The following is a 20,753-nucleotide window of genomic DNA, read 5'->3' on the forward strand; positions in this document are numbered from 1 at the left end:
CCGGGCCCCGGCGGCTCAGCCGCCCACGCGCGCACCGATGACCATCTCCGATATCCAGTTGCCCAGGATGTCGGTGTAGGCCTGCTGCGCCGTCTTGTCGCTCAGCGCATGGTCGGCGCCGTCGATGATGCGATGGCTCATCGAATGGGCAGCCATGAAGGCGTTCCGGTAGCTCATGATGGTGGCGTGCGGGATGTAGTCGTCGTGCTCCGCCTCCACCAGCAGCACGTCGCCGCGGAACGCCTCGCAGGCGCTCAGGGCCCGGTTGTCCGAGGGCAGCACCGGCCCCTGCCGGTAGGCCGTGAGCCGCGTGCGGTCGAAGCCGGCCTTGGGCAGGCCCCAGGTATCGTCCTGGTACAGCGCCGGCACGTGCAGTGCCAGCCATTTGACGGGGCGCATGGAAGTCAGGATGCTGGCCAGGTAGCCCCCGTAGCTGCTGCCGACGACGGCCACTGCCGACCTGTCCACGTCGGGGTGGGCCACCAGCCGCTCGTAGGCCTGCAGCACGTCCTGCAGGTTGTCCTCCGGCGTGACGCGGTCCTGCTGGGCCTGCGTGGCGGCGTGGCCGCGCAGGTCGAACGTGAGGCATACACAGCCCAGGCCCGCGATGCGGCGGGCGCGCTTCAGGTCGAAACGCTGGCTCCCGCCCCAGCCATGCACGAACAGCACGCCCGGCATCTTGGCGCTGGGCGCCAGCAACGTGGCTTCGAGCCGCTGTCCGCCCACGGTGAGATGGATGCTTTCACTCTGCGCCGCCATAGGCGATCACCCTTGCGGATTTGGAGATGAAGCCCACGGCACTGTCGTGTCCGTGGAATACCAGCGCATTCGCGGGCGGACGCGGCTGGCCGACCCCATAGCGCTCGGCCGACTCCACCGTGACGGTCTGCAGGCGCGGATCCGCCTGGAAGGCCTCCAGCGCGGCGATCTCGGCCACGCTGGCGCCGCCGGCCCGCCACGACTGTTCCAGCACGCCCATGCGCATCGCGTCGCCCGCATCACGGCCCTGGGCCACGTCGTAGTTGCGGCGCGAGGCCAGCAGGTCAGGATAGTGTTGTTGGATCAGGTCGTCGTAGCGTCGCGCCAGTGCGATGGCCTGGCGCTCCGCAGGCGCAAGCTCGCCACGCAGCAGCGCGTCGAAGCCGCCGCGCGCCACGCGCAGCACCGAGCCGCCGTACACCGTGCCGCCCTGGTTGTCGTGCGTCGTGCCCTGCGTGCCCACGTAGGCGGCCCGCAGGCTGCCCACCCGCAGCGTGCCCACGCTGTAGGTCGACACGTCGGCCAGGTCGGCTTCCACCACCAGCCCGTCGCGCTGCACGGTGTCTGCGGCATGGGCGGCCAGGGCCGCGTCCAGCTCTTCCGCCGTGCGCACGACGCGCTGGCCGCGGCCGGCGTTGGCTTGCGGCGCCTTCAGGCGTACCGGTCCGCCGCGCAGCAGCCGGCGGGCCGCCTCGGCGGCGTCCGGGAGCGAGAAGGCGGTGTATCCGGGCAGCACGCATTCCGCTTCCTCCAGCGCGGCGCCGAGCGCGCGCGCCCATCCCTCGGGCGCTGCGGCATCGGGGCGGGGCAGGGGATGCGACACGCATTTGGTGGCCACGAACGCGTACGGCACCACGCCGCCGTAGAGGTCGTCCTCGCCGCCGATGCCCAGCGCAGCCGCGGTGTCGCGTCCCACCAGGGTACGCGTCGGCACGTAATAGACCCGCAGTCCGGAAAACGCCGCGGCATCGTAGTCCGCATGCGCCACGCCCAGCAGGCGGGCAATGCGTGCGGCCAGCACTTCCTGGCTGGCACATTCATGTTCGCTGGCGCCGGCGTGGCGCGGATAGGCCGCCACCGCGGCCGGTCGGGGGGCGGGGGTCGTCGTCATGCCTGCCTCCGTTCTGCGGCCTTGTGCGCGCGGCGCCGCGCTTCCAGGCCCAGGTAAATGATGCCGCAGATGCACATCGGGATCAGCGCGTACATCAGGCGGTAGACCAGTGCCGCGCCGAGCACGCGGGCTGCGGGCACGTCGCCCGACAGGGCGCCCACGAAGATGGCCTCCGTGGTGCCCAGGCCGCCGGGGATGCGCACGATGAGCGCGGCGATGCTGGTGCACAGCAGCACGCCGAGGACGGCCGGGTAGGGCACGGCGCCCTGCAGCAGCACATACATGACCGCGCCCATGGTCGACCAGGACGCAGCCGACAGCAGCGTCTGGGCCACCGCCATGCGGCCGGTGGGGAGCGCGATGCGATGGCCGCGCACCACCCAGGCGCGCTTGCGCGAGAGCGCACACAGCGCCACATAGGCCGCGCCCAGCAGCAGCATGCCGGCGCCCACGAGCCGCAGCGCGTAATGGCCCACCTCCCAGCTCGCCGGCACGGGCGTGACGCCGGCCACCAGGATCGCGCCGGCCAGCCAGCAATAGCCGATCCAGTTCGCGGCCACGCTGAAGCCGGTCAGGCGCAGTATGGTGGAGCGGCGCAGGCCGAGCGCGCCATACAGCCGCAGCCGTATGGCCAGCCCGCCGATCAGCGTGCCCAGGCTGAGATTCAGCGCATAGCTGATCACTGCCACGCCCAGCACGCGGCCCACGGCCAGCCGCTGGCCCACGTAGCGGCAGGCCAGCACGTCGAAGCCGGCATACAGCAGGTATCCCACCGGCACCAGCGCCACGGCCAGGAGCAGGACAGGCACCGGGATGTCGCGCACCGCCTGCGCCACCGCGCTCCAGTCCACCGAGCTGCCCAGCTTCACGAGCAAGGCGATGGTGGCGAGGACCGTCACCCACGCCAGTATCCTGCCCGCGCGCGCCCAGCGGCGCCGTCCGCCGGCGCGCGCGGGATGGCCTGCCTGGTCCAGGCGTGTGCCGGCGTGGCTCATCATGAGGCCGTCCCGTCCGGGCCTATGCTGGCGCAGGCGTGTCCGTCGAGCGAGCGCAGCCGCGGCTTGTGGGCCGGCAGGCTGCCCGCCCAGGCGGGGAAGCGGCGCAGGAAGTGGAACACCACCACGCCCACCCACAGGCGCCGCAGGCTGCGCGCCGGCGGCCTGGAGGGCTGGGCCATCCTGCAATGCTCGCGGATCAGCCGGTCGAGGCTGGCGCGCAGCGTGGTGTTGAATTCGGGATCGTGGATGACCACGTTGGCCTCCAGGTTCAGGGCTAGGCTGAACGGGTCCAGGTTGCTCGAGCCCACCGTGGCCCAGTGCCCGTCCACGCAGGCTACCTTGCCGTGCAGCGGCCGCGCGCAGTACTCGTGGATCTCGACCCCGGCGTCCATCAGGTAGTCGTACAGCATGCCGGCCGCCAGCTTGGCCACCGGCATGTCGGGTTCGCCCTGCAGGATCAGCCGCACCCGCACGCCGCGCCGGGCGGCGTCGCGCAGTTCGCGCAGCAGCGTGTAGCCGGGAAAGAAATAGGCATTGGCGATCAGCACGTCATGGCGCGCGGCGCGCACGGCCGCACGGTATTCCTGCTCGATGTCGTTGCGGTGCCGGTCGTTGTCGCGCACCACCAGCCTGGCGGTGCCGTGTCCTGCCGGCGCCGCCGCCGGGCGCGGCCGCCGGCGCGGTTCGCGGCTGCGCCGCGGCGAGGGCAGGGCGTCGCGGGCGTACCGGGCGATATCGGCCGCCAGGGCGCCGCGCACTTCCACCGCATAGTCCTGCTTGGCCGTGGGGCCATGGCTCAGCAGGTGGTCCACCGAGAAATTGATGCCGCCGACGAAGGCCGTGCTGCCGTCCACCGCCACGATCTTGCGGTGCATGCGGCGAAAGAGGTTCGTCCGCACGCCCATCAGACGGGGCTTGGGATCGAAGATGTGCACCCGCGCCCCGCTCTGCACCAGCCCGGCCAGGAAGTCCTCCGACAGCGTGTCGCTGCCGTAGCCGTCCACGGTGAGGTCCACCGACACGCCGCGCCGTGCCGCCGCCATCAGCGCCTCGCGCAGCGCAAAGCCGATCTCGTCCTCGAACAGGATGAAAGTCTCGACCAGGATCTCGCTGCGCGCCTGCCCGATCACCTCCAGCACGCGGGGGAAGTAGGCTTCCCCGTTCTCCAGCAGCGTGAACGAGAGGCCCGTGCGCCAATTCGAGATCATGGTGGTGCCCCCTTGGCGCTGCGCGCCGTCCCGATGGGGAATCCGAGGTTCATGGCTGCACCTCCGCGGCGATGGGGACGTGGTCGGACAGGCGCGACCATGGGCGGGGGGCGAGGGGGACGGGCAGCCAGTGGGCCAGGTTCTTCACGTAGATGCGGTCGAGCCGCAGTATGGGCCAGTGCGCCGGAAAGGTGCGGGCCGGGCGGCCGGCGCTGGCGCTGTGCACTTCCTCCGCGCCGCAGCCCCGCAGGATGCGGTCGGCGCGCAGGCGCCAGTCGTTGAAGTCGCCCGCCAGGACCACCGGGTCTCCTTCGGGGATCCGCTGGTCCAGGAACGCGCACAGGCGCCGCAGCTGCTCCTGGCGATGGCGTTCGCGCAGGCCCAGGTGCACGCACAGGAGGTGCAGGTCGCGCTGCATGCCGTCGGGGCGTATCACGCAGTGCAGCAGCCCCCGCGCCTCGTGGCGGCCGACGCTGATGTCGTGGTTCTCGTAGGATGCTATGGGGAACTTGGACAGCACCGCATTGCCATGGTGGCCGTGCGGATAGACGGCGTTGCGGCCGTATGCATAGGCCGACCAGATGGTGTCGGCCAGGAATTCGTAGTGCGAGGTGCCGGGCCATTCGGCGAACCGCCGCGCATGGCGCTGGTGCTCCCCCGTGACTTCCTGCAGGAATACGATGTCGGCTTCCACCTGCCGGATGGCGTCGCGCAGCTCGTGCAGGATGAAGCGGCGGTTGAATGACGTAAACCCCTTGTGCGTGTTCACGGTCAGGATCTTCAGCCGCAGGGGGTTCGGGTATTGTTCTGGCATGCAGTGCTCCGCGGTGTGGCTGTGCGGCGGTGAGCAAGCCGCGTGCCTGGCCCGGCGCGGCGCCGGCGCCGCCGGGCAAAGGTAAAAAGGCGCGCGGCCGGGCACTTCTTACCTGGCCTTGCGGCCCCGCCCTGCGTGCTGCACGGGCGTTGCGCCTACGGTAACATCGCCACGTCGATATGCGCGGCGTCCCGCCGCAGCCCATGCCCGTGCCTGCGTGCCCGTATCGCATGCGCACGCGCGCTCCGGAACAGCCACTGCCCATGCCGATATTGTCGAAGAACGATACATTCGTCACTGCAGCCTGGGGCCTGACGATCGGCATCTTCGTCCTCGACCTGGCGACCGATGCCGGACTGGCCACCTGGGTGCTCTACCTGGTGCCGCTGCTGCTGTGCCTGCGCCAGCGCAACGCCAACCTGCCGGTGGCCGTCGCCACGGTGCAGGGAATCCTGCTGCTGTCGGGCCTGTTCGCCCGGCCGGGCACGCCCACCCAGATACTGGTGCTGAACAGCCTCATCGGCGTGGCGTCGCAGGTGGCGGCGGCCTGGCTGGTGCGCCTGGTCATCCAAGAGCGCGCGCGCACGGAACGTCTGCTGTGGCTGCAGCGCGGCGAGGCCGAGGTGGCGGCCAACATGCTGGGGGAGCTGGACGTGGCCGAGGTGGGGCATGCCATGCTGCGCAGCGTGGCGGGCTACCTGGATGCGCAGGTGGGCGTGCTGTACCTGCTCGAGCGCGGCAAGCTGGCCTACGCGGCCGGCTACGCCTACGAGCCGCCCGCGGCCGACACGGGCCTGGGCCTGGCGCGCGAAGTGGCGCGCGACGGCGTGCCCGTGCTGGTGCGGGACGTTCCTCCCGACCACGTGCGCATCACGACGGGCACCGGCAGCGCGGCGCCGCGCCGGCTGCTGCTCGCGCCCGTGTCCGCCGAAGGACGCACGCTCGGCGTGGTGGAACTGGGGTTCGCCAGCCTGCAGGCCGACCTGGAGCGCGCGGCCGAGCTGATGGCGGCCCTGTCCGAGACGCTGGGCCTGTCGTTGCGCGGCGCGCTGTACCGCCAGCATCTCAAGGAGGCCCTGGAGGAAACGCAGCGCCAGGGCGAGGAGCTGCAGGCGCAGCAGGAAGAACTGAGAGTCTCCAACGAGGAACTGGAAGAGCAGGGCAGGGTGCTGCGCGAATCGCAGGCGCGGCTGGAGCTGCAGCAGGCCGAGCTCGAGCAGAGCAACGTGCGCCTCGAGGAGCAGACGCAGCGGCTCGAACGGCAGAAGCAGGCGCTGCTGCGGGCGCAGCGCACGCTGGAGGCCAATGCTGCCGAACTCGAGCGCGCCAACCGCCACAAGTCGGAGTTCCTGGCGAACATGTCGCACGAACTGCGCACGCCGTTGAACAGCTCGCTGATCCTGGCGCAGATCCTGTCGGACGCCGAACCCGGCAAGCTCGGCCCCGACGAGGTGCGCCGCTATGCCCGCACCATCCACGCATCGAACAGCGACCTGCTGGCGCTGATCAATGACATCCTCGATCTCTCCAAGATCGAGGCGGGGCGGATCGACGTGAGCCCGGAGCTGGTGTCGGTGGCCAGCGTGCTGCGTCCGCTGCGCGCCATGTTCGAGCCGGTGGCAGCCGAACGCGGCCTGGCGCTGGCCTTCGAGGTCGACGAAGAGGCCCCGGCGGCCTTCGTGACCGACGCCAACCGCCTGCAGCAGGTGCTGAAGAACCTCCTGTCCAATGCACTGAAGTTCACCGAGCAGGGCAGCGTCACGCTGGCCGTGCGCGGCGCGGCCGGCGATCGCATCGCCTTCGACGTCCGCGATACCGGCGTGGGCATCCCGCCCGAGCAGCATGAAACGGTGTTCGAGGCCTTCAGGCAGGGCGACGGCTCGACCAGCCGCAAGTACGGCGGCACCGGCCTGGGCCTGTCGATCTCGCGCGAACTGGCGCGCATCCTGGACGGCGAGATCCGCCTGCAGAGCCGGCCCGGCGCGGGCAGCACGTTCACGCTCGAGGTCAGCACCAACCTGCAGGCCGGCACGTACGAGCGCGAGGAAAGCCCGCCGCGGGACGCCGGCGGCGAACCGCCGGCGGTGGCGCCCGTGCCGCAGCCCGCCTTCGCAGCCAGGTCCGGCGGCGCAGCGGAAACGGCCCCGGCCCCGCGCCCGGCGCAGCCGCATATCGACGACGACCGCGACCGTCGTTCGCGTCCGCGCCTGGTCCTCATCGTGGAAGACGATGCGCGCTTCGCGGCGGTGCTCTACGACGTGGCGCACGAGCAGGGCTTCGACTGCCTGCATGCCGCCACCGCCCTGGAGGGGCTGGAACTGGCGCGCGCGCACCGGCCCGACGGCATCCTGCTCGATGTCAGCCTGCCCGACCAGTCGGGCCTGAGCGTGCTGGAGCGCATCAAGCGCGATCCCGCGATCCGCCACATTCCCGTGCACGTGGTGTCGGCCCACGAGCATGTACAGACCGCGCTCGAGCTCGGCGCGGTGGGCTATGCGCTCAAGCCGGTGCGCCGCGACGAACTGGTGCAGGCTTTCCATCGCGTCCAGGAGACGCTGCAGGAGCGGGTGCGCCGCGTCCTGGTGGTGGAAGACGACGCGGCGCTGCGCGAGAACATCGGCCTGCTGCTGAAGGGCGATGACGTGGAGATCGTCGAGGTCGGCACCGTGGCCGAGGCGCTGGAGCACCTGTCCCGGGGCACGTTCGACTGCATGGTCATGGACGTGAGCCTGCCCGACGCCTCCGGCTACGACCTGCTCGAGCAGATGGCGCAGGGCGGCAAGTATGCCTTCCCGCCCGTCATCGTCTACACGGGGCGTGCCCTCACGCGCGACGAGGAACAGCGCCTGCGCCGCTATTCGCACTCCATCATCATCAAGGGCGCGCGGTCTCCGGAACGGCTGCTCGACGAGGTGTCGCTGTTCCTGCACCGCATCGAGGCCCGCCTGCCGGCCGATCAGCAGCTGCTGCTGCGCCAGGCCCGCGCGCGGGACGCCGTGTTCGAGGGCAGGCGCATCCTCCTGGCCGAGGACGACGTGCGCAACGTGTTTGCGCTGTCCAGCGTCTTCGAGCCGCTGGGCGCACGGCTGATCGTCACGCGCAACGGCCGCGAGGCGCTGGACCGGCTGGCCGCCGACCCGGACGTGGACCTGGTGCTGATGGATCTCATGATGCCCGAGATGGACGGCCTGGCTGCCATGCGGGAGATCCGCCGGCAGCCCGGCATGGCGGACCTGCCCATCATCGCCCTGACCGCCAAGGCCATGGCCGACGACCGGCGCAGCTGCCTGGAGGCGGGCGCCAACGACTACATCGCCAAACCCATCGACGTGGACAAGCTGGTGTCGCTGTGCCGCGTCTGGCTGCCCAAGTAAGCCGCCATGGCCCATCCGCCCCTGATCGACATCGAGATCCGGCTGCTGCTGGAAGCGGTGTACCAGCGCTACCAGCACGACTTCCGCGACTATGCGGTGGCGTCGATGCGGCGCCGGGTGCACAGCGCCATGGAGCATTTCGGCTGCAGCACCGTGTCGCAGCTGCAGGAACGCGTGCTGCACCAGCCCGAGACCTTCGCCGGCATGCTGCAGTTCTTCACCGTCCAGGTGAGCGACATGTTCCGCGACCCGGCCTATTTCCTGGCCCTGCGCCGGCACGTCGTGCCGGTGCTGCGCACCTATCCGTCGATCAAGGTGTGGGTGGCCGGCTGCAGCAGCGGCGAGGAAGCGTGGTCGCTGGCCATCCTGCTGCACGAGGAAGGACTGCTCGAGCGCAGCCTGATCTACGCCACCGACATCAACGCGGAGGCCCTCAGGACCGCGCAGGCGGGCATCTATGCCGTGGGCCGGCTGCGCACCTTCCGGCGCAACTACACCCTGGCCGGCGGGGCGGGCGACCTGTCGGACTATTACACGCAGGACGCGGAATACCTGCGGCTGGATCCGGCGCTGGGGCGCCACATGGTGTGCGCCGACCACAGCCTTGCCACCGACAGCGTATTCTCGGAGGTGCACCTGGTGTCGTGCCGCAATGTGCTGATCTACTTCAACCGCGCCCTGCAGGACCGCGCCACCGGCCTGTTCGTCGAGGCGCTGGTGCACCGCGGCTTCCTCGGGCTGGGCAGCCGGGAAAGCCTGCGCTTCACCACGCATGCGGATCGTTTCGAGGAATTCGTGGCCACGGAGAACATCTACCAGCGTGTCTGACTCCCTATCCCTGCTTTCCGACCCGGGCGCGCCGCGGCGCGTGGAACTGGTCGCCATCGGCGCCTCGGCGGGCGGCATCGAGGCGCTGGGCGCGCTGCTGGCCGGCCTGCCGGCCGGGTTCCCGGCAGCCGTCGCCGTGGTGCTGCACCTGCCGCCGGGCCGGCCCAGCCTGCTGGCGAGCCTCTATCAGGAACGCTGCGCCCTGGCCGTGAAGGAGGCCGAGGACAAGGAGCCCATCGCTGCCGGCTGCGTGTATTTCGCGCCGCCCGACTATCACTTGCAGGTGGAGCCCGATCGCACGTTTTCGCTCTCCGCGCAGCCGCCGGTGCATTTCTCGCGTCCCGCCGTCGATCCGCTGTTCGAGTCGGCCGCCTACGCCTACGCCGGGCGCCTGCTGGGGGTGGTGCTCACCGGCAGCAGCGCCGATGGCGCCGAGGGGCTGCTGGCGGTGCGCGGCCAGGGCGGCCTGGCCTGGGTGCAGGACCCCGACGAGGCCAGGGCGCCGTTCATGCCCAGGGAAGCGCTAGCCCGAGCCGGCGCCGACCGCATCTACAGCCTGCGCGACATGGCGCTCGCGCTGGCCAGGCTCGCAACCCCGGGAATGGAGCCCTGACCGTGCCTACCGACATCAACGTACTCGTGGTCGACGACGTGGAACAGAACCTGGTTGCCGTGGAGGCCGTGCTGGCCCGGCCCGGGCTGCGGGTGCTCAAGGCGGCTTCGGGCACGCAGGCGCTGGAGGTGCTGCTGGCCGAGCCCGTGGCGCTGGCGCTGGTCGACGTGCAGATGCCGAACATGGACGGATTCGAACTGGCCGAACTGATCCGCGGCAGCGAGCGTACGCGCGACATCCCCCTGATCTTCCTGACTGCCCATCCGCGCGACCACGACCATGATTTCCGCGGCTACGACGCAGGCGCCGTGGATTTCCTGCACAAGCCCATCGACCCGCGGGTGCTGTGCAGCAAGGTCAACGTCTTCGTGGAGCTCTACACCCAGCGCGCGCGGTTGGCCAGCCAGCTCGACGAATTGCGGCAGGCCCTGTATCTGAACGAGCTGTTCACCGCGGTGCTGGGCCACGACCTGCGCAATCCGCTGTCGGCCGTGGTCACGGGCTCCAAGCTGCTGCAGCGCACTTCCGACGATCCACGGGTGGCCACCACCGCCCAGCGCATCGAGCAGAGCGCGCTGCGCATGAGCAAGATGGTGGAGCAGCTGCTGGACGTGGCGCGCATCCGTTCCAACGGGCTGGCGCTGCGGCTGCAGCCCACGCACTATGCCGACGTCTGCCGCAGCGTTGCGGACGAGCTCGCGGTGAACCGTCCCGGCTGCGTGCAGCTGGAGGTGCAGGGCGATGCGCAGGGCCAGGCCGATCCCGACCGCCTGGCGCAGGTGGTGTCCAACCTGCTGGGCAATGCGCTGCAGCACGGCGACGCCGCGTCGCCGGTGCGCCTGTTGGTCGACGGCAAGCAGGCCGATGCCATCAGCGTCAGCGTGTCCAACCGCGGCACCATTGCGCCGGGCCTGCTGGACAGGCTGTTCGAGCCCTTCAGCTGCGGTCCGCACGAGCGGCCGGGCGGGCAGGGCCAGGGGTTGGGGCTGGGGCTCTACATCGTGAAGAGCTTCGTCGAGGCGCATGGGGGCCGGGTCTGCGCCCGCTCGGATCCCGAACAGGGCACCAAATTCCGCTTCACGATCCCGCGCAGCGGCGTGCCCGCCGCGTAGCCGCCGGCCGGCTCAGGCGTCCGCGGGCGCCACCGGCGCGAGCGGCAGGCCCAGCAGCCGCGCCAGCGTGCGCGCGTCCTCGGGCGCACGCACCTTCACGTCGTTGTCGAAATAGCAATAGATGTCGCGCGGTCCGCGGCGCGGTGCGGCCGGCGCTGCCCGGCGCGCGCCGCGCGGTTCGGCGCCCCGCGCCCAGGCGCGGATGCGGCGGGCCCAGTCGCGCAGCGCCGCCTCCCCGTAGCCGCTGGCATAGAGCTCCTTGTCGCCGTGCAGGCGCAGATAGGCGAAGTCCGCCGTGGCGTCTTCCAGCAGCGGCCATTTCCCGGCCGTATCGGCCGTCACCAGCGCCACCCCATGATGCCGCAGCAGCGCAACGAATCCGGGTGTCGCGAAACTCGGGTGGCGGATCTCCACCGCGTGGCGCAGCCTGGCGGGCGCCGCGGCCTTCACGGCCGCGTCGCCCACGCGCTCGTCATGGCGGCGCGCCAGCCTGCTGGCTGCGTCGGTATCGCGGGGCAGCAGTTCCAGGAAGCGCTCGAAGCGTTCAGGGTCGTAGGCCATGGACGGCGGGAACTGCCACAGGAACGGCCCCAGCTTGTCGCCCAGCTCCAGCACCCCGGAGGCAAGGAAGTTGGCCAGCGGCTGCTCGATGTCGCGCAGCCTGCGCACGTGAGTGATGTAGCGGCTGCCCTTGACGCTGAACACGAAGTTGCGGGGGGTGCTGTCGCGCCATCGCGCAAAGCGTTCGGGCCGCTGCAGGGAATAGAAGGTGCCGTTGATCTCGATGGTGGGCACCTGGTGCGAGGCGTAGGCGAGCTCCTGCGCCTGGGGCAGGTCTTCCGGATAGAACACGCCGCGCCAGGGCGCATAGCGCCAGCCCGAGATGCCGATGCGTATCAGCCCGCCTGCCGTCTTGCCCATGGGGAGGGGCTCCTGGAGTTGCGTCGCCGGCAGTGCAGCAAGCAGCGCGCCCGCGTTGACAGGCCCTAGCCGCGCGCCGCGGCCGGCGCCGTAAAACTGGCGCCGCGCCGCGGCAGGCGCAGCGAAATCGCGGCCGCCGCCAGCAGCAGGGCGCCGCAGGAGCCGAAGGCCACCCAGTGGGTGCCGAAGCGCTCGTAGGCCCAGCCGCCCAGCCACGAACTGAGCATGCCGCCCACCTGGTGCCCCACGTAGGCCAGGCCGTAGAGGATGCCCACCAGCCGCACGCCGTATACGTCGGCGAGGATGGCCGAAGACAATGCGATGCTGCCGGCCCAGGCGATGCCGCCGATGGTGGCCGCCGCATACAGCTCCCAGTGGGCGCCCACCACCACCAGCGCGAAGAAGCCCAGGCCCCGCACCAGATAGATGAGCGCCAGCATGTTGCGGCGCTGCACCGTGTCGGACAGGCGGCCCAGCACCAGGGTGCTGAAGATGGCCACCAGGCCGATGAGACCGATGCCCAGCGAACTGGTCATGGGGTCGAAACCGTGGTCCATGAGCATGGGCACGCCATGGGTGCCCAGCAGGTTCATGCTGTAGCCGCAGGCGAACAGGCCCAGCACGATCTGCCAGAACGGCCGGGAATGCAGGGCGTCGGATACGGTGGGCGGGCGGCGCTCGGGTGCGGGCGCCGCCGCGGCCGCCGGGGCTGCAGGGGAGGACGGCCGGGCGGGTTCGTCCGCCCCGGGCGGCGCCTGTTCGCGGATCACAAGCAAGGCGACCGGCACGGTCAGCAGCACGAAGAGGCCGGCAAAGAGCAGCAGGGTGGCGCGCCAGCCCAGCGATTCGATCGCCAGCGTGGCGGCCGGCGTCATCAGGGCGATGCCGGCCATCGAGCCCGTGGACAGGAAGAACAGCGCCATGCCGCGGCGGCGCACGAACCAGCGGCTGAGGAGCGGCGTGAGCGCCACCGGGCTGGTGAAGCCCAGCCCCACCGAGAACGCCACGCCGAAGGCCAGCAGGAAAGCCACGGGGCCCTGGGCCAGCACCGTCCAGACGGCGGAGCCGGCCACGATGGCCGTGCCCAGCAGCAGCACGAAACGCGTGCCGTGGGTGTTCACCAGGTGCCCGGCCAGCGGCATCGCCAGGCCGTAGCACAGCATGCCGACCGCGATGATGGCCGACAGCGTGCTGCGGCTCAGGCCGGTGTCCTGGGACATGGGCAGGAAGAAAGGCCCGATGCCCAGCCGCATGCCGACCGTCAGCATGGTGAGCAGCGTGGCCGCCGCAACGATGTTCCAGCCGAAGTACCACGACCCCATACGACGTTCAGTCACCACGCCCCTCGCTTTGTTCTTGATTGGCAGATGGCGAATGATGATACGCCTTTGCCCGCCGCGCCGCAGCGCGGTCCGTCGGCGCGGGCCGTGCTCAGCGCTGCTTCAGCACCTCATCGAACGCGGCCCGCACCATGGACTCCACCACCGGAATCACGCCGGCGGCCGTCGCGGGGCGGTACTCGTAGGGGTAGTCCTCGTTCATGTAGGTCGACTGGCACATTTCGAGCTGGATGGCGTGGATGCCCTGCGCGGGCGCGCCGTACTGGCGGGTGATGTAGCCGCCCTTGAAGCGGCCGTTCACCGCCCAGGTGTAGCCGGACTGCGCCTGCAGGCTGGCCTGCACCGCGGCCTGCGCCTCGGCCGCGCAGCTGCTGCCGGCCGAGGTGCCCACGTTCAGGTCGGGCAGCTTGCCGTCGAACAGCCGGGGCAGCACGCTGGCAATGGAATGGGCTTCCCATAGCAGCACGACGCCATGCTCGGCCTTGAGGCGGGCGAGTTCTGCCGCCAGCTGGTCGTGGTAGGGCTGCCAGTAGGTCTGCAGCCGGCGTGCGCGCTCGGCGTCGGTCAGCACCGATTCGTCGTGGTACAGCGGCTCGCCGCGGAAGCTGTGGGTGGGGCACAGCCCGGTCTTGGTCTGGCCGGGATACAGATGCTCGTCGTTGGGCGGACGGTTCAGGTCGACCACGTAGCGCGAATAGCGCGCCTTCAGCACCGATGCGCCCAGCGCGTCGGCAAAGGCATACAGCCTGTCCAGGTGCCAGTCGGCGTCGCCGGAGCGCAGGCCTGTCTGCGTCATCTGGTCGCGCTGTTCGGGCGGGATCTCGGTGCCCAGGTGGGGAATGGAAATGAGCAGCGGCGCCGTGCCGCGGCGGAAATGGAAGATGTCGCTCAAGGGAGTGCTCCGCGTATGGCCGCAATGCGCACCGTGCGCCCGGCGCATCGCCGCCTGGGGACGCTGCCGCGCGGACCGATGCCGGCATCCACGGCCGCCATGAAGGCCGGTCATGAAGGCCGTCATGATAGCTGATGCCGGCCCGTGGTCCGGCGGGATGCCGCGCGGCGGGCCCGATCCCCTGTGATAAGGTTGTGGGCGACTTCTGGAGCCTGCATGGAACTGTCCGTGATCTTCGATGTCGCCGCGCGCCATCCCTGGCTGGGCATGGCCGCGGCCGTGCTGTTTGCGGTGGTGGTGGCGCTGGCCGTGCACCGGGTCGGCGCGATCGTGCTGGGCCGGCTCACGCGGCGCAGCGTGCTGATCGGCACCGTGCTGCGCTACGCCTATGTGCCCAGCCGCTGGGTGCTGCTGGCCATCGGCCTGCACGTCGCCTGGGCCGCGGCCCCGGTGGCGCTGCCCGGTTTTTCCACCATCCAGGCCCTCACGCGCCTGGTGCTGATCGGCGTGGCCACCTGGCTGGTGGCCCGCTGCTGCACGGGGGCGGGCGAGGGCATACTGGCGCTGCATCCGGCCGACCTGGCCGACAACCTCAGCGCGCGGCGGGTGCACACCCAGACGCGCGTGCTGGTGCGGTGCGTGAACCTCATCGTGGTGCTGGTGGGCCTCTCGGCCATGCTCATGACCTTCCCGGCGGTGCGGCAGATCGGCGCGAGCCTCATGGCCTCGGCCGGGCTCATGGGCCTGGTGGCCGGTTTTGCGGCGCGGCCGGTGCTGGGCAATCTCATCGCCGGGCTGCAGATCGCCCTGACCCAGCCCATCCGGCTCGACGACGTGCTCATCGTCCAGGGCGAATGGGGCAGGGTGGAGGAGATCACCGGCTCCTACGTGGTGGTGCGCATCTGGGACGAACGCCGCCTGGTGGTGCCGCTGCAGTGGTTCATCGAGAACCCGTTCCAGAACTGGACCCGGCGTTCCGCGCAGCTGATCGGCTCGGTGTTCCTGTGGGTGGACTACCGCCTGCCGATGGCGCCGCTGCGCGCGGAGCTGGAGCGCCTGTGCCGCGAGGCACCGGAATGGGACGGCCGCGTGTGCGTGCTGCAGGTCACCGATACCAGCGAGCGGGCGATGCAGCTGCGCGCCCTGGTCAGCGCGCGCGATTCCGGCCAGGCCTGGGACCTGCGCTGCAAGGTGCGCGAAGGGCTGGTGGCCTTCGTGCAGCATCATTATCCCGACTGCCTGCCGCGCGTGCGCACCGAGTGGCAGAGCGCGGAGAGCGCGCAGGCGGGCCCGGTGGACGACGCCACCCGGGCGGTGCAAAGCCCGGCGCCGTAGCGCCAGCCCGGGCTCAGCGCCCCTGCGCCCTGAGCCGGGCGTCCAGCCGCGGGTACACGCGCCGGGCATTGCCTTCGAAGATCTTGCGTCGATCCTCTTCCGACAGCGACGCGGCTTCGATGTAGCGCCGCGTGTCGTCGAAGTGGCGGCCCGTTTCGGGGTCGATTCCGCGCACCGCGCCTATCATCTCGCTGGCGAACAGGATGTTGTCCACGGGAATCACCTTGGCCAGCAGGTCGATGCCGGGCTGGTGATACACGCAGGTATCGAAGTAGATGTTGCCCAGCAGGTGCTCCTGCAGCAGCGGCTTCTGCAGGGCCTGCGCCAGTCCGCGGAACCGTCCCCAGTGGTACGGCACGGCGCCGCCGCCATGCGGAATGACGAAGCGCAGGCCCGGGAAGTCGTGGAACAGGTCGGACTCCAGGCACTGCATGAACGCCGTGGTGTCGCCGTTCAGGTAGTGCGCGCCCGTGGTGTGGAAGCAGGCGTTGCAGCTCTGGCTGACGTGGATCATCGCGGGCACGTCGTATTCCACCAGCTTCTCGTACAGCGGATACCAGTAGCGGTCGCTCAGCGGCGGGCTGGTCCAGTGGCCGCCCGACGGATCGGGATTGAGGTTCACGGCCACGCAGCCGTACTCCACCACGCAGCGCTCCAGCTCCGGGATGCAGGTGGCCGTGTCCACGCCCGGGCTCTGCGGCAGCATGGCCACCGGCACGAAATGCTCGGGAAAGAGCAGCGAGACGCGATGGCACATCTCGTTGCAGATGGCGGCCCAGGTCGAGGACACCTGGAAATCGCCGATGTGGTGCGCCATGAAGATCGCGCGCGGGCTGAAGAGCGTGACGTCGTGGCCGCGTTCGCGCATCTGCCGCAGCTGGTTGCCCTCGATGGCCGCGCGCAGCGCGTCGTCGGCGATGCGCAGCTCGGCGGCGCGCGGCAGCGGCGTGCCGTCGGCCACGGCGGCGATCTGGCGCTGCCGCCATTGTTCCAGCGCCGGTGGCGCCGTGGTGAAGTGACCGTGACAATCGATAATCATGCCTTGCGTCCTCGCTATTCGCCCTTGATGCCGGCGCGCTGGATCACGTCTCCCCAGCGCCGGGTCTCGTCTTTCAGGAATGCGCCGAAGGCCGCGGCGGGCTGCGGGTCCACGATGGCGCCCACCTGGGCCAGCCGCTTCTGCACCGCCGGATCGCCCAGCACGGCGATGATGTCGCGCTCCAGCCTCGCCACCACGGGCGCCGGCGTGCGCGCGGGCACCAGGAATCCCCACCATACCGTGGCCTCGAAGTCCGGCAGGCCTGCCTCGGCGAACGTGGGCACCTCGGGCAGGGTATCGATGCGCCGGCCCGTGGCCACCGCCAGGGCGCGCAGGTTGCCGGCCGCCACATGCGGCGCCGCCTCCAGCGGATTGATCATCATGAAATCCAGGCGTCCGCCTATCAGGTCGGTGAGTGCGGGGGCGCCGCCCTTGTAGCCGATGTGCATGGCCTCGATGCCCGCGGCGCGCTTGAACATCTCGGCGGCCAGGTGGCCCGATCCGCCCACGCCCGACGATCCGTAGTTCATCTTGCCGCCCTTGTCGCGGGCGGCCTGCACCAGGTCGGCCAGCGTGCGGTAGGGCGACTGCGCCGCCACCACCAGCACCAGCGGCGCATAGCCCACGCGCGCCACCGGGGCCAGGTCTTCGAGCGGCTTGAACGGGAGGTGCGGATCCAACCAAGGATTGGTGGCCAGGCCGTTGGCGCCCAGCAGCATGGTGTAGCCGTCGGCGGGGGCGCGCACCACGTCGTGCGCGCCGATGTTGGCATGATTGCCGGGCTTGTTCTCCACGATGACGGTCTGGCCCAGCCGCGCCGCCAGCGGATCGCCGACGATGCGCGCCACGCTGTCGACGGCTCCGCCGGCGGCGAACGGCACCACGATGCGGACCGGCTTGGCGGGGAAGGGCTGCGCATGCGCCGCCGAAGCGGCGAACGCCAGGCCGCACAGCAGGATGGCGCCTGCGTGCAGGAAGCGCCTTGCCGGCAGGATAGGGGGGATGCCCATGGTGTCGTCTCCTCATGTCGTTATTTATGGTCTTGCGCGCCCGGCGTGCCGCGCTGGACGCGGGCCGGGACGCGCATCTATGGTGCTAGACTGGGACGACACCGGTCAAATATATATTTCCAGCGGTATTCCATATCGGAAACGAATACATGGACCTGCGCCAACTGCGTTACTTCGTCGCCGTGGCCGAAGCCGGCAGCTTCACCGAGGCCGCGCGCCGGCTCAACATCAGCCAGCCGCCCCTGAGCATGCAGATCCGCGCGCTCGAGGACGCGCTGGGCACGCTGCTGTTCGACCGCAGCCGCCGCAGCATCGTCCTCACCGAGGCCGGTGCGGTATTGCTCGAGCAGGCCCGGCTCACCCTGGCGCAGCTGGCCAGCGCCGTGGCGCTCACCCAGCTTGCGGGCCAGGGCGAGGCAGGCGTGCTGCGCGTGGCCTTCACCGGCTCCGTGCCGCTGGTGCCCGGCTTCGCCCGCCTCATCAAGACCTTCCGGCAGCGCCAGCCCCTGGCCCGCCTGGAGATCGCCCACCTGTCCACCGGGCAACAACTGCAGGCCCTGGACGAGCGCCGCATCGACGTGGGCATGCTGCGCCCGGCGCCGCAATTCCAGCCGCCGGCGCATCTGGGATTCACGCCCTTCTGGAAGGACGTGCTGCGCGTGGTGGTGCCTGCCGACCACCCGCTGGCGCGGCACGGCGGGCCGGTGCCCCTGCGCGCGCTGGCCGGGGAGCGGCTGATACTCTTCCCGCGCGACATCAGCTGCGGGCTGCACGACCAGATCATCCAGCTCTACAACGCCGCGGGCATGGTGCCCCACGTGGCGCAGGAAGCCCGCGAAGGCAGCACCATCGTGGGCTTCGTCGCCGCCGGCGCGGGCATCACCTTGCTGCCTGCCGCCTATGCCAGGCTGCAGACCGACGGCGTGCGCTACCTGCCGCTCGAACCGGGCTGCGCCGACACGCGGTTGTTCCTGGTGCACCGGAACGATCCGGCGTCGGAGCTGGCCCGGCGCTTCGTGGCGCTGGCGCAGTCGGTGGTGGCATGATGGCCGGACGGCAGCTCAGTCGGCCTTCAGGCCCGCCGCGCGGATCAGCGGCCCCCACTTGCTGCGCTCGCTGCGGGCGAATTCGTCCAGCTCCCCGGGAGTGCCGCCGGCCGGTTCGTGGCCCAGCTCCAGCAGGCGGCGGCGCACTTCCGGCTGGCGCAGCACGCCGGCCAGCGCCGCGTTCAGCTTCTGCACGATTTCCGGTGGCGTGCCTCGCGGCACGTACATGCCGTTCCAGGCAATGACCTGGAACTGCGCCAAGCCCTGGCTGGCCACCGTCGGTACGCCAGGCAGCAGCGCCGACGGCTTGATCGACGTGACGCCCAGGGCCTTCAGCTTGCCGCTGTCGATGAAGGCGCGCGATGCGCTGACCGTGTCGATCGCAAGCGCGACCCGCCCGCCGATCAGGTCGGTCATCGACGTGCTGGAGCCTTTGTAGGGGATCCCGGCAATGCGCGTGCCGGTCTGCTGCTGCAAGAGCTCCAGCACCAGCCGGGCCGTGGTGCTGGGCAGCCCGACGTTCACGCTGTCGGGGCGCGCGCGCGACGCTTCCAGCAGGTCCTGGAGGCTCTCGTAGGGCGAGGCGGGCGGAACCAGCAGCACCATGGGGAATGCGCTGACCAGCATTACGGCCTCGAAATCGCGATCGGCATCGAAGGGCAGCGTGCTGTAGAGAAACGGATTCAATACATGCGTGCCGTTGGTGCCCATGAGCAGGGTATAGCCGTCGGGCGCCGCGCGGGCGGCCTCGGAGGCGCCGATGTTCCCGCCGGCCCCTGGCCGGTTCTCCACGATGATGCTCTGGTGCAGTTCCCTGGCCAGGTATTCCGACAGGAACCGGGTGGCCACGTCAGTGCCCTGGCCGGGCTGGTAGGGCACGATGATCCGCAGCGGCCGGGAGGGATAGGCGTCGGCAGCGGTGGCGACGGCATGGCCCAGGCACAGCGTCAGCAGCAGGGCGCAAAGCAGGCGGGCTCGTTTCATGGAAGTCTCCTTTGGTGGTGGCTGTTGTTGTGTCGTTGTCTGATGCCTCGTGGGACGCGATGGCGTGTCACGGGCCTGATTTCTTCGGCAGCACCCCGCGTGCGGCCAGTGCGGCGATCCGTCCGGCATCCAGCCCCGACTCGCCCAGTACCTGCCCGGTATGCTGGGCATAGCGCGGCGGGTTGCCTGCGGGCCCGCCCGGTGTGCGTGACAGCTTCGTGGGCATGCCTATGCCGCGATAGCCCGGGCGCTCGATCTGCATGCCGCGGTGGGCGGCGTGCGGCTGGGCAAAGGCCTCGGGCACGGTATGCACCGGCCCGGCGGGCACGCCGAGCTGCATCAATTCCTGGCACAGTTGCGCACGCGGCCGCAGCGCCAGCGCGCTCTCGATCTCCGTCCGCAGGCTGGCGCGATGCCGCAGGCGCATCGCATTGGTGGCGTAGCGCTCGTCGTCCGGCAGCGTGGCCAGCCCCACGTGCAGGCAGAACTTGCGGAACTGACGGTCGTTGAGGATGCCGAGGAAGATCTGTCCGTCCCGGCAGGCGAACTTGTCGTACGGCGCGATGTTGGGATGGGCGCTGCCCAGCAGCTGCGGAACCTGCCCGGAATGCATCCAGTTGGCCGCGTGGGGCACCAGCAGGCTGAGCGCGGTGTCGAAGAGCGTGGCGTCCACGCGCTGGCCCAGGCCGGTGCGGGCCCGCTCCACGAGGGCCAGCAGGATCCCGGTGAGCGCGGTATAGCCGGTCAGGTGGTCGACGATGGGAATGCCGATGCGCGTCGGTCCGGATCCGGGTTCGCCATTCACGCTCATGAGGCCGCACATCGCCTGCAGGACGGCATCGTAGCCGGGCAGCCCGCCCAGCGGGCCGTCGTCGCCGAAACCGGAAATGGCGCAATACACCAGCCCGGGCAGGCGCGGGCGCAGCACGGACTCGTAATCCAGGCCCCAGCGCGCCATCGTGCCCGGCAGGAAATTCTCCACCAGCACGTCGGCCCCGGACAGCAGCTGCATCAGCGTCTCCTGCCCTTCAGGGCAGGAGAGGTCGAGCGCGATGGCACGCTTGCCCCGGTTGAGGGCAGTGAAGTAGGCCGCGTCGCCCTCATCGGTGAAGGGCGGACCCAGCGAACGGGTCTCGTCGCCGCCCGGCGGTTCCACCTTGATCACGTCGGCGCCGTGATCGGCCAGCATCTGCGTGCACAGCGGCCCGGCCAGCACCCGGGAGAGATCTATCACCCGCACGCCGGCCAGCGCACCTGCGCCCGCCGCGGGCGCGGCGGCGGGAAATGAGGGCTCTCGTGAGTCGGACATCGTGGACCTCGTTGCGGGCCGCTGCGGCTGCCGTCGTGGCTGTCCGGATGCATGGCCCTG

The 20,753-nt window shown here is 70.5% G+C and carries 18 protein-coding genes; 6 read left to right on the forward strand and 12 right to left on the reverse strand.

Annotation, left to right across the window (positions count from 1 at the left end):
• Window positions 1–15: 15 nt before the first annotated feature.
• Genes ACYBYQ_RS09935 through ACYBYQ_RS09955 form a run of 5 tightly spaced genes read right to left on the reverse strand, consistent with a single transcriptional unit; the run spans window position 16 to window position 4,890 of the window.
• Window positions 16–759, reverse strand: coding sequence for an alpha/beta hydrolase family protein (locus tag ACYBYQ_RS09935; RefSeq protein WP_459618579.1), 744 nt, complete (start codon window positions 757–759; stop codon window positions 16–18).
• On the reverse strand, window positions 743–1,870 hold the full coding sequence (locus tag ACYBYQ_RS09940) for a DUF3182 family protein (protein WP_459618580.1): 1,128 nt from the start codon (window positions 1,868–1,870) through the stop codon (window positions 743–745). The genes ACYBYQ_RS09935 and ACYBYQ_RS09940 overlap by 17 nt, the downstream gene beginning before the upstream one ends.
• Window positions 1,867–2,868, reverse strand: a complete 1,002-nt coding sequence (locus ACYBYQ_RS09945; protein WP_459618581.1) for a lysylphosphatidylglycerol synthase domain-containing protein — start codon at window positions 2,866–2,868, stop codon at window positions 1,867–1,869. Before ACYBYQ_RS09945 ends, ACYBYQ_RS09940 begins: the two co-directional genes overlap by 4 nt.
• Complete coding sequence (clsB, locus tag ACYBYQ_RS09950; protein ID WP_459618582.1) at window positions 2,865–4,076, reverse strand: cardiolipin synthase ClsB; 1,212 nt, start codon at window positions 4,074–4,076, stop codon at window positions 2,865–2,867. The genes ACYBYQ_RS09945 and clsB overlap by 4 nt, the downstream gene beginning before the upstream one ends.
• A 49-nt stretch (window positions 4,077–4,125) precedes the next feature.
• Window positions 4,126–4,890 (reverse strand): endonuclease/exonuclease/phosphatase family protein, encoded by a 765-nt coding sequence (locus ACYBYQ_RS09955; protein ID WP_459618583.1) that lies wholly within the window; start codon window positions 4,888–4,890, stop codon window positions 4,126–4,128.
• Window positions 4,891–5,153: 263 nt separating this feature from the next.
• Between ACYBYQ_RS09955 and ACYBYQ_RS09960 the strand changes: the two genes are divergently transcribed.
• From ACYBYQ_RS09960 to ACYBYQ_RS09975, 4 genes are read left to right on the forward strand one after another with little or no spacing between them, the layout of a single operon-like run.
• Window positions 5,154–8,264, forward strand: coding sequence for a hybrid sensor histidine kinase/response regulator (locus tag ACYBYQ_RS09960; RefSeq protein ID WP_459618584.1), 3,111 nt, complete (start codon window positions 5,154–5,156; stop codon window positions 8,262–8,264).
• A gap of 6 nt (window positions 8,265–8,270) precedes the next feature.
• Window positions 8,271–9,092, forward strand: a complete 822-nt coding sequence (locus ACYBYQ_RS09965) for a CheR family methyltransferase (protein WP_459618585.1) — start codon at window positions 8,271–8,273, stop codon at window positions 9,090–9,092.
• Window positions 9,085–9,705 (forward strand): chemotaxis protein CheB, encoded by a 621-nt coding sequence (locus ACYBYQ_RS09970; protein ID WP_459618586.1) that lies wholly within the window; start codon window positions 9,085–9,087, stop codon window positions 9,703–9,705. Before ACYBYQ_RS09965 ends, ACYBYQ_RS09970 begins: the two co-directional genes overlap by 8 nt.
• A gap of 2 nt (window positions 9,706–9,707) precedes the next feature.
• Complete coding sequence (locus tag ACYBYQ_RS09975) at window positions 9,708–10,817, forward strand: hybrid sensor histidine kinase/response regulator (RefSeq protein ID WP_459618587.1); 1,110 nt, start codon at window positions 9,708–9,710, stop codon at window positions 10,815–10,817.
• A 12-nt stretch (window positions 10,818–10,829) separates the two neighbouring features.
• On the opposite strand, the gene ACYBYQ_RS09980 is transcribed toward ACYBYQ_RS09975, so the two are convergent.
• From ACYBYQ_RS09980 to hutG, 3 genes are all read right to left on the reverse strand, one after another.
• Window positions 10,830–11,738 (reverse strand): DUF72 domain-containing protein, encoded by a 909-nt coding sequence (locus ACYBYQ_RS09980; protein WP_459618588.1) that lies wholly within the window; start codon window positions 11,736–11,738, stop codon window positions 10,830–10,832.
• Between the two features lie 65 nt (window positions 11,739–11,803).
• A complete protein-coding gene (locus ACYBYQ_RS09985; protein WP_459618589.1) occupies window positions 11,804–13,075 on the reverse strand; it encodes an MFS transporter in 1,272 nt (423 codons plus the stop codon).
• A 94-nt stretch (window positions 13,076–13,169) separates the two neighbouring features.
• Entirely contained in the window at window positions 13,170–13,970 is an 801-nt protein-coding gene (hutG, locus tag ACYBYQ_RS09990; protein ID WP_459618590.1) for an N-formylglutamate deformylase, read from the reverse strand.
• A gap of 216 nt (window positions 13,971–14,186) precedes the next feature.
• Between hutG and ACYBYQ_RS09995 the strand changes: the two genes are divergently transcribed.
• Window positions 14,187–15,305: a mechanosensitive ion channel family protein gene (locus ACYBYQ_RS09995; RefSeq protein WP_459618591.1), complete on the forward strand. Its 1,119-nt coding sequence runs from the start codon at window positions 14,187–14,189 to the stop codon at window positions 15,303–15,305.
• A gap of 13 nt (window positions 15,306–15,318) precedes the next feature.
• Here the strand turns inward: ACYBYQ_RS09995 and ACYBYQ_RS10000 are convergent, their stop codons facing one another.
• Both ACYBYQ_RS10000 and ACYBYQ_RS10005 read right to left on the reverse strand, forming a co-directional pair.
• On the reverse strand, window positions 15,319–16,344 hold the full coding sequence (locus ACYBYQ_RS10000) for an amidohydrolase family protein (protein WP_459618592.1): 1,026 nt from the start codon (window positions 16,342–16,344) through the stop codon (window positions 15,319–15,321).
• Window positions 16,345–16,358: 14 nt separating this feature from the next.
• Window positions 16,359–17,354 (reverse strand): Bug family tripartite tricarboxylate transporter substrate binding protein, encoded by a 996-nt coding sequence (locus ACYBYQ_RS10005; RefSeq protein WP_459618593.1) that lies wholly within the window; start codon window positions 17,352–17,354, stop codon window positions 16,359–16,361.
• A 149-nt stretch (window positions 17,355–17,503) separates the two neighbouring features.
• On the opposite strand from ACYBYQ_RS10005, the gene ACYBYQ_RS10010 reads away from it, so the two are divergent.
• Complete coding sequence (locus ACYBYQ_RS10010; protein WP_459618594.1) at window positions 17,504–18,400, forward strand: LysR substrate-binding domain-containing protein; 897 nt, start codon at window positions 17,504–17,506, stop codon at window positions 18,398–18,400.
• A gap of 15 nt (window positions 18,401–18,415) precedes the next feature.
• Here ACYBYQ_RS10010 and ACYBYQ_RS10015 read toward each other — a convergent pair whose 3' ends face one another.
• A complete protein-coding gene (locus tag ACYBYQ_RS10015; RefSeq protein WP_459618595.1) occupies window positions 18,416–19,384 on the reverse strand; it encodes a Bug family tripartite tricarboxylate transporter substrate binding protein in 969 nt (322 codons plus the stop codon).
• Between the two features lie 67 nt (window positions 19,385–19,451).
• Window positions 19,452–20,693, reverse strand: coding sequence for a CaiB/BaiF CoA transferase family protein (locus ACYBYQ_RS10020; protein WP_459618596.1), 1,242 nt, complete (start codon window positions 20,691–20,693; stop codon window positions 19,452–19,454).
• Window positions 20,694–20,753: the final 60 nt, after the last annotated feature.

It is taken from the genome of Bordetella sp. 2513F2 (genome assembly GCF_054642735.1).

Bases quoted from the DNA above. Each gene is read 5' to 3' on its own strand.
- ACYBYQ_RS09935 (WP_459618579.1), bottom strand. From the start codon at position 759: ATGGCGGCGCAGAGTGAAAGCATCCATCTCACCGTGGGCGGACAGCGG.
- ACYBYQ_RS09940 (WP_459618580.1), bottom strand. From the start codon at position 1,870: ATGACGACGACCCCCGCCCCCCGACCGGCCGCGGTGGCGGCCTATCCG.
- ACYBYQ_RS09945 (WP_459618581.1), bottom strand. From the start codon at position 2,868: ATGATGAGCCACGCCGGCACACGCCTGGACCAGGCAGGCCATCCCGCG.
- clsB (WP_459618582.1), bottom strand. From the start codon at position 4,076: ATGATCTCGAATTGGCGCACGGGCCTCTCGTTCACGCTGCTGGAGAAC.
- ACYBYQ_RS09955 (WP_459618583.1), bottom strand. From the start codon at position 4,890: ATGCCAGAACAATACCCGAACCCCCTGCGGCTGAAGATCCTGACCGTG.
- ACYBYQ_RS09960 (WP_459618584.1), top strand. From the start codon at position 5,154: ATGCCGATATTGTCGAAGAACGATACATTCGTCACTGCAGCCTGGGGC.
- ACYBYQ_RS09965 (WP_459618585.1), top strand. From the start codon at position 8,271: ATGGCCCATCCGCCCCTGATCGACATCGAGATCCGGCTGCTGCTGGAA.
- ACYBYQ_RS09980 (WP_459618588.1), bottom strand. From the start codon at position 11,738: ATGGGCAAGACGGCAGGCGGGCTGATACGCATCGGCATCTCGGGCTGG.
- ACYBYQ_RS09995 (WP_459618591.1), top strand. From the start codon at position 14,187: ATGGAACTGTCCGTGATCTTCGATGTCGCCGCGCGCCATCCCTGGCTG.
- ACYBYQ_RS10000 (WP_459618592.1), bottom strand. From the start codon at position 16,344: ATGATTATCGATTGTCACGGTCACTTCACCACGGCGCCACCGGCGCTG.
- ACYBYQ_RS10005 (WP_459618593.1), bottom strand. From the start codon at position 17,354: ATGGGCATCCCCCCTATCCTGCCGGCAAGGCGCTTCCTGCACGCAGGC.
- ACYBYQ_RS10010 (WP_459618594.1), top strand. From the start codon at position 17,504: ATGGACCTGCGCCAACTGCGTTACTTCGTCGCCGTGGCCGAAGCCGGC.
- ACYBYQ_RS10015 (WP_459618595.1), bottom strand. From the start codon at position 19,384: ATGAAACGAGCCCGCCTGCTTTGCGCCCTGCTGCTGACGCTGTGCCTG.
- ACYBYQ_RS10020 (WP_459618596.1), bottom strand. From the start codon at position 20,693: ATGTCCGACTCACGAGAGCCCTCATTTCCCGCCGCCGCGCCCGCGGCG.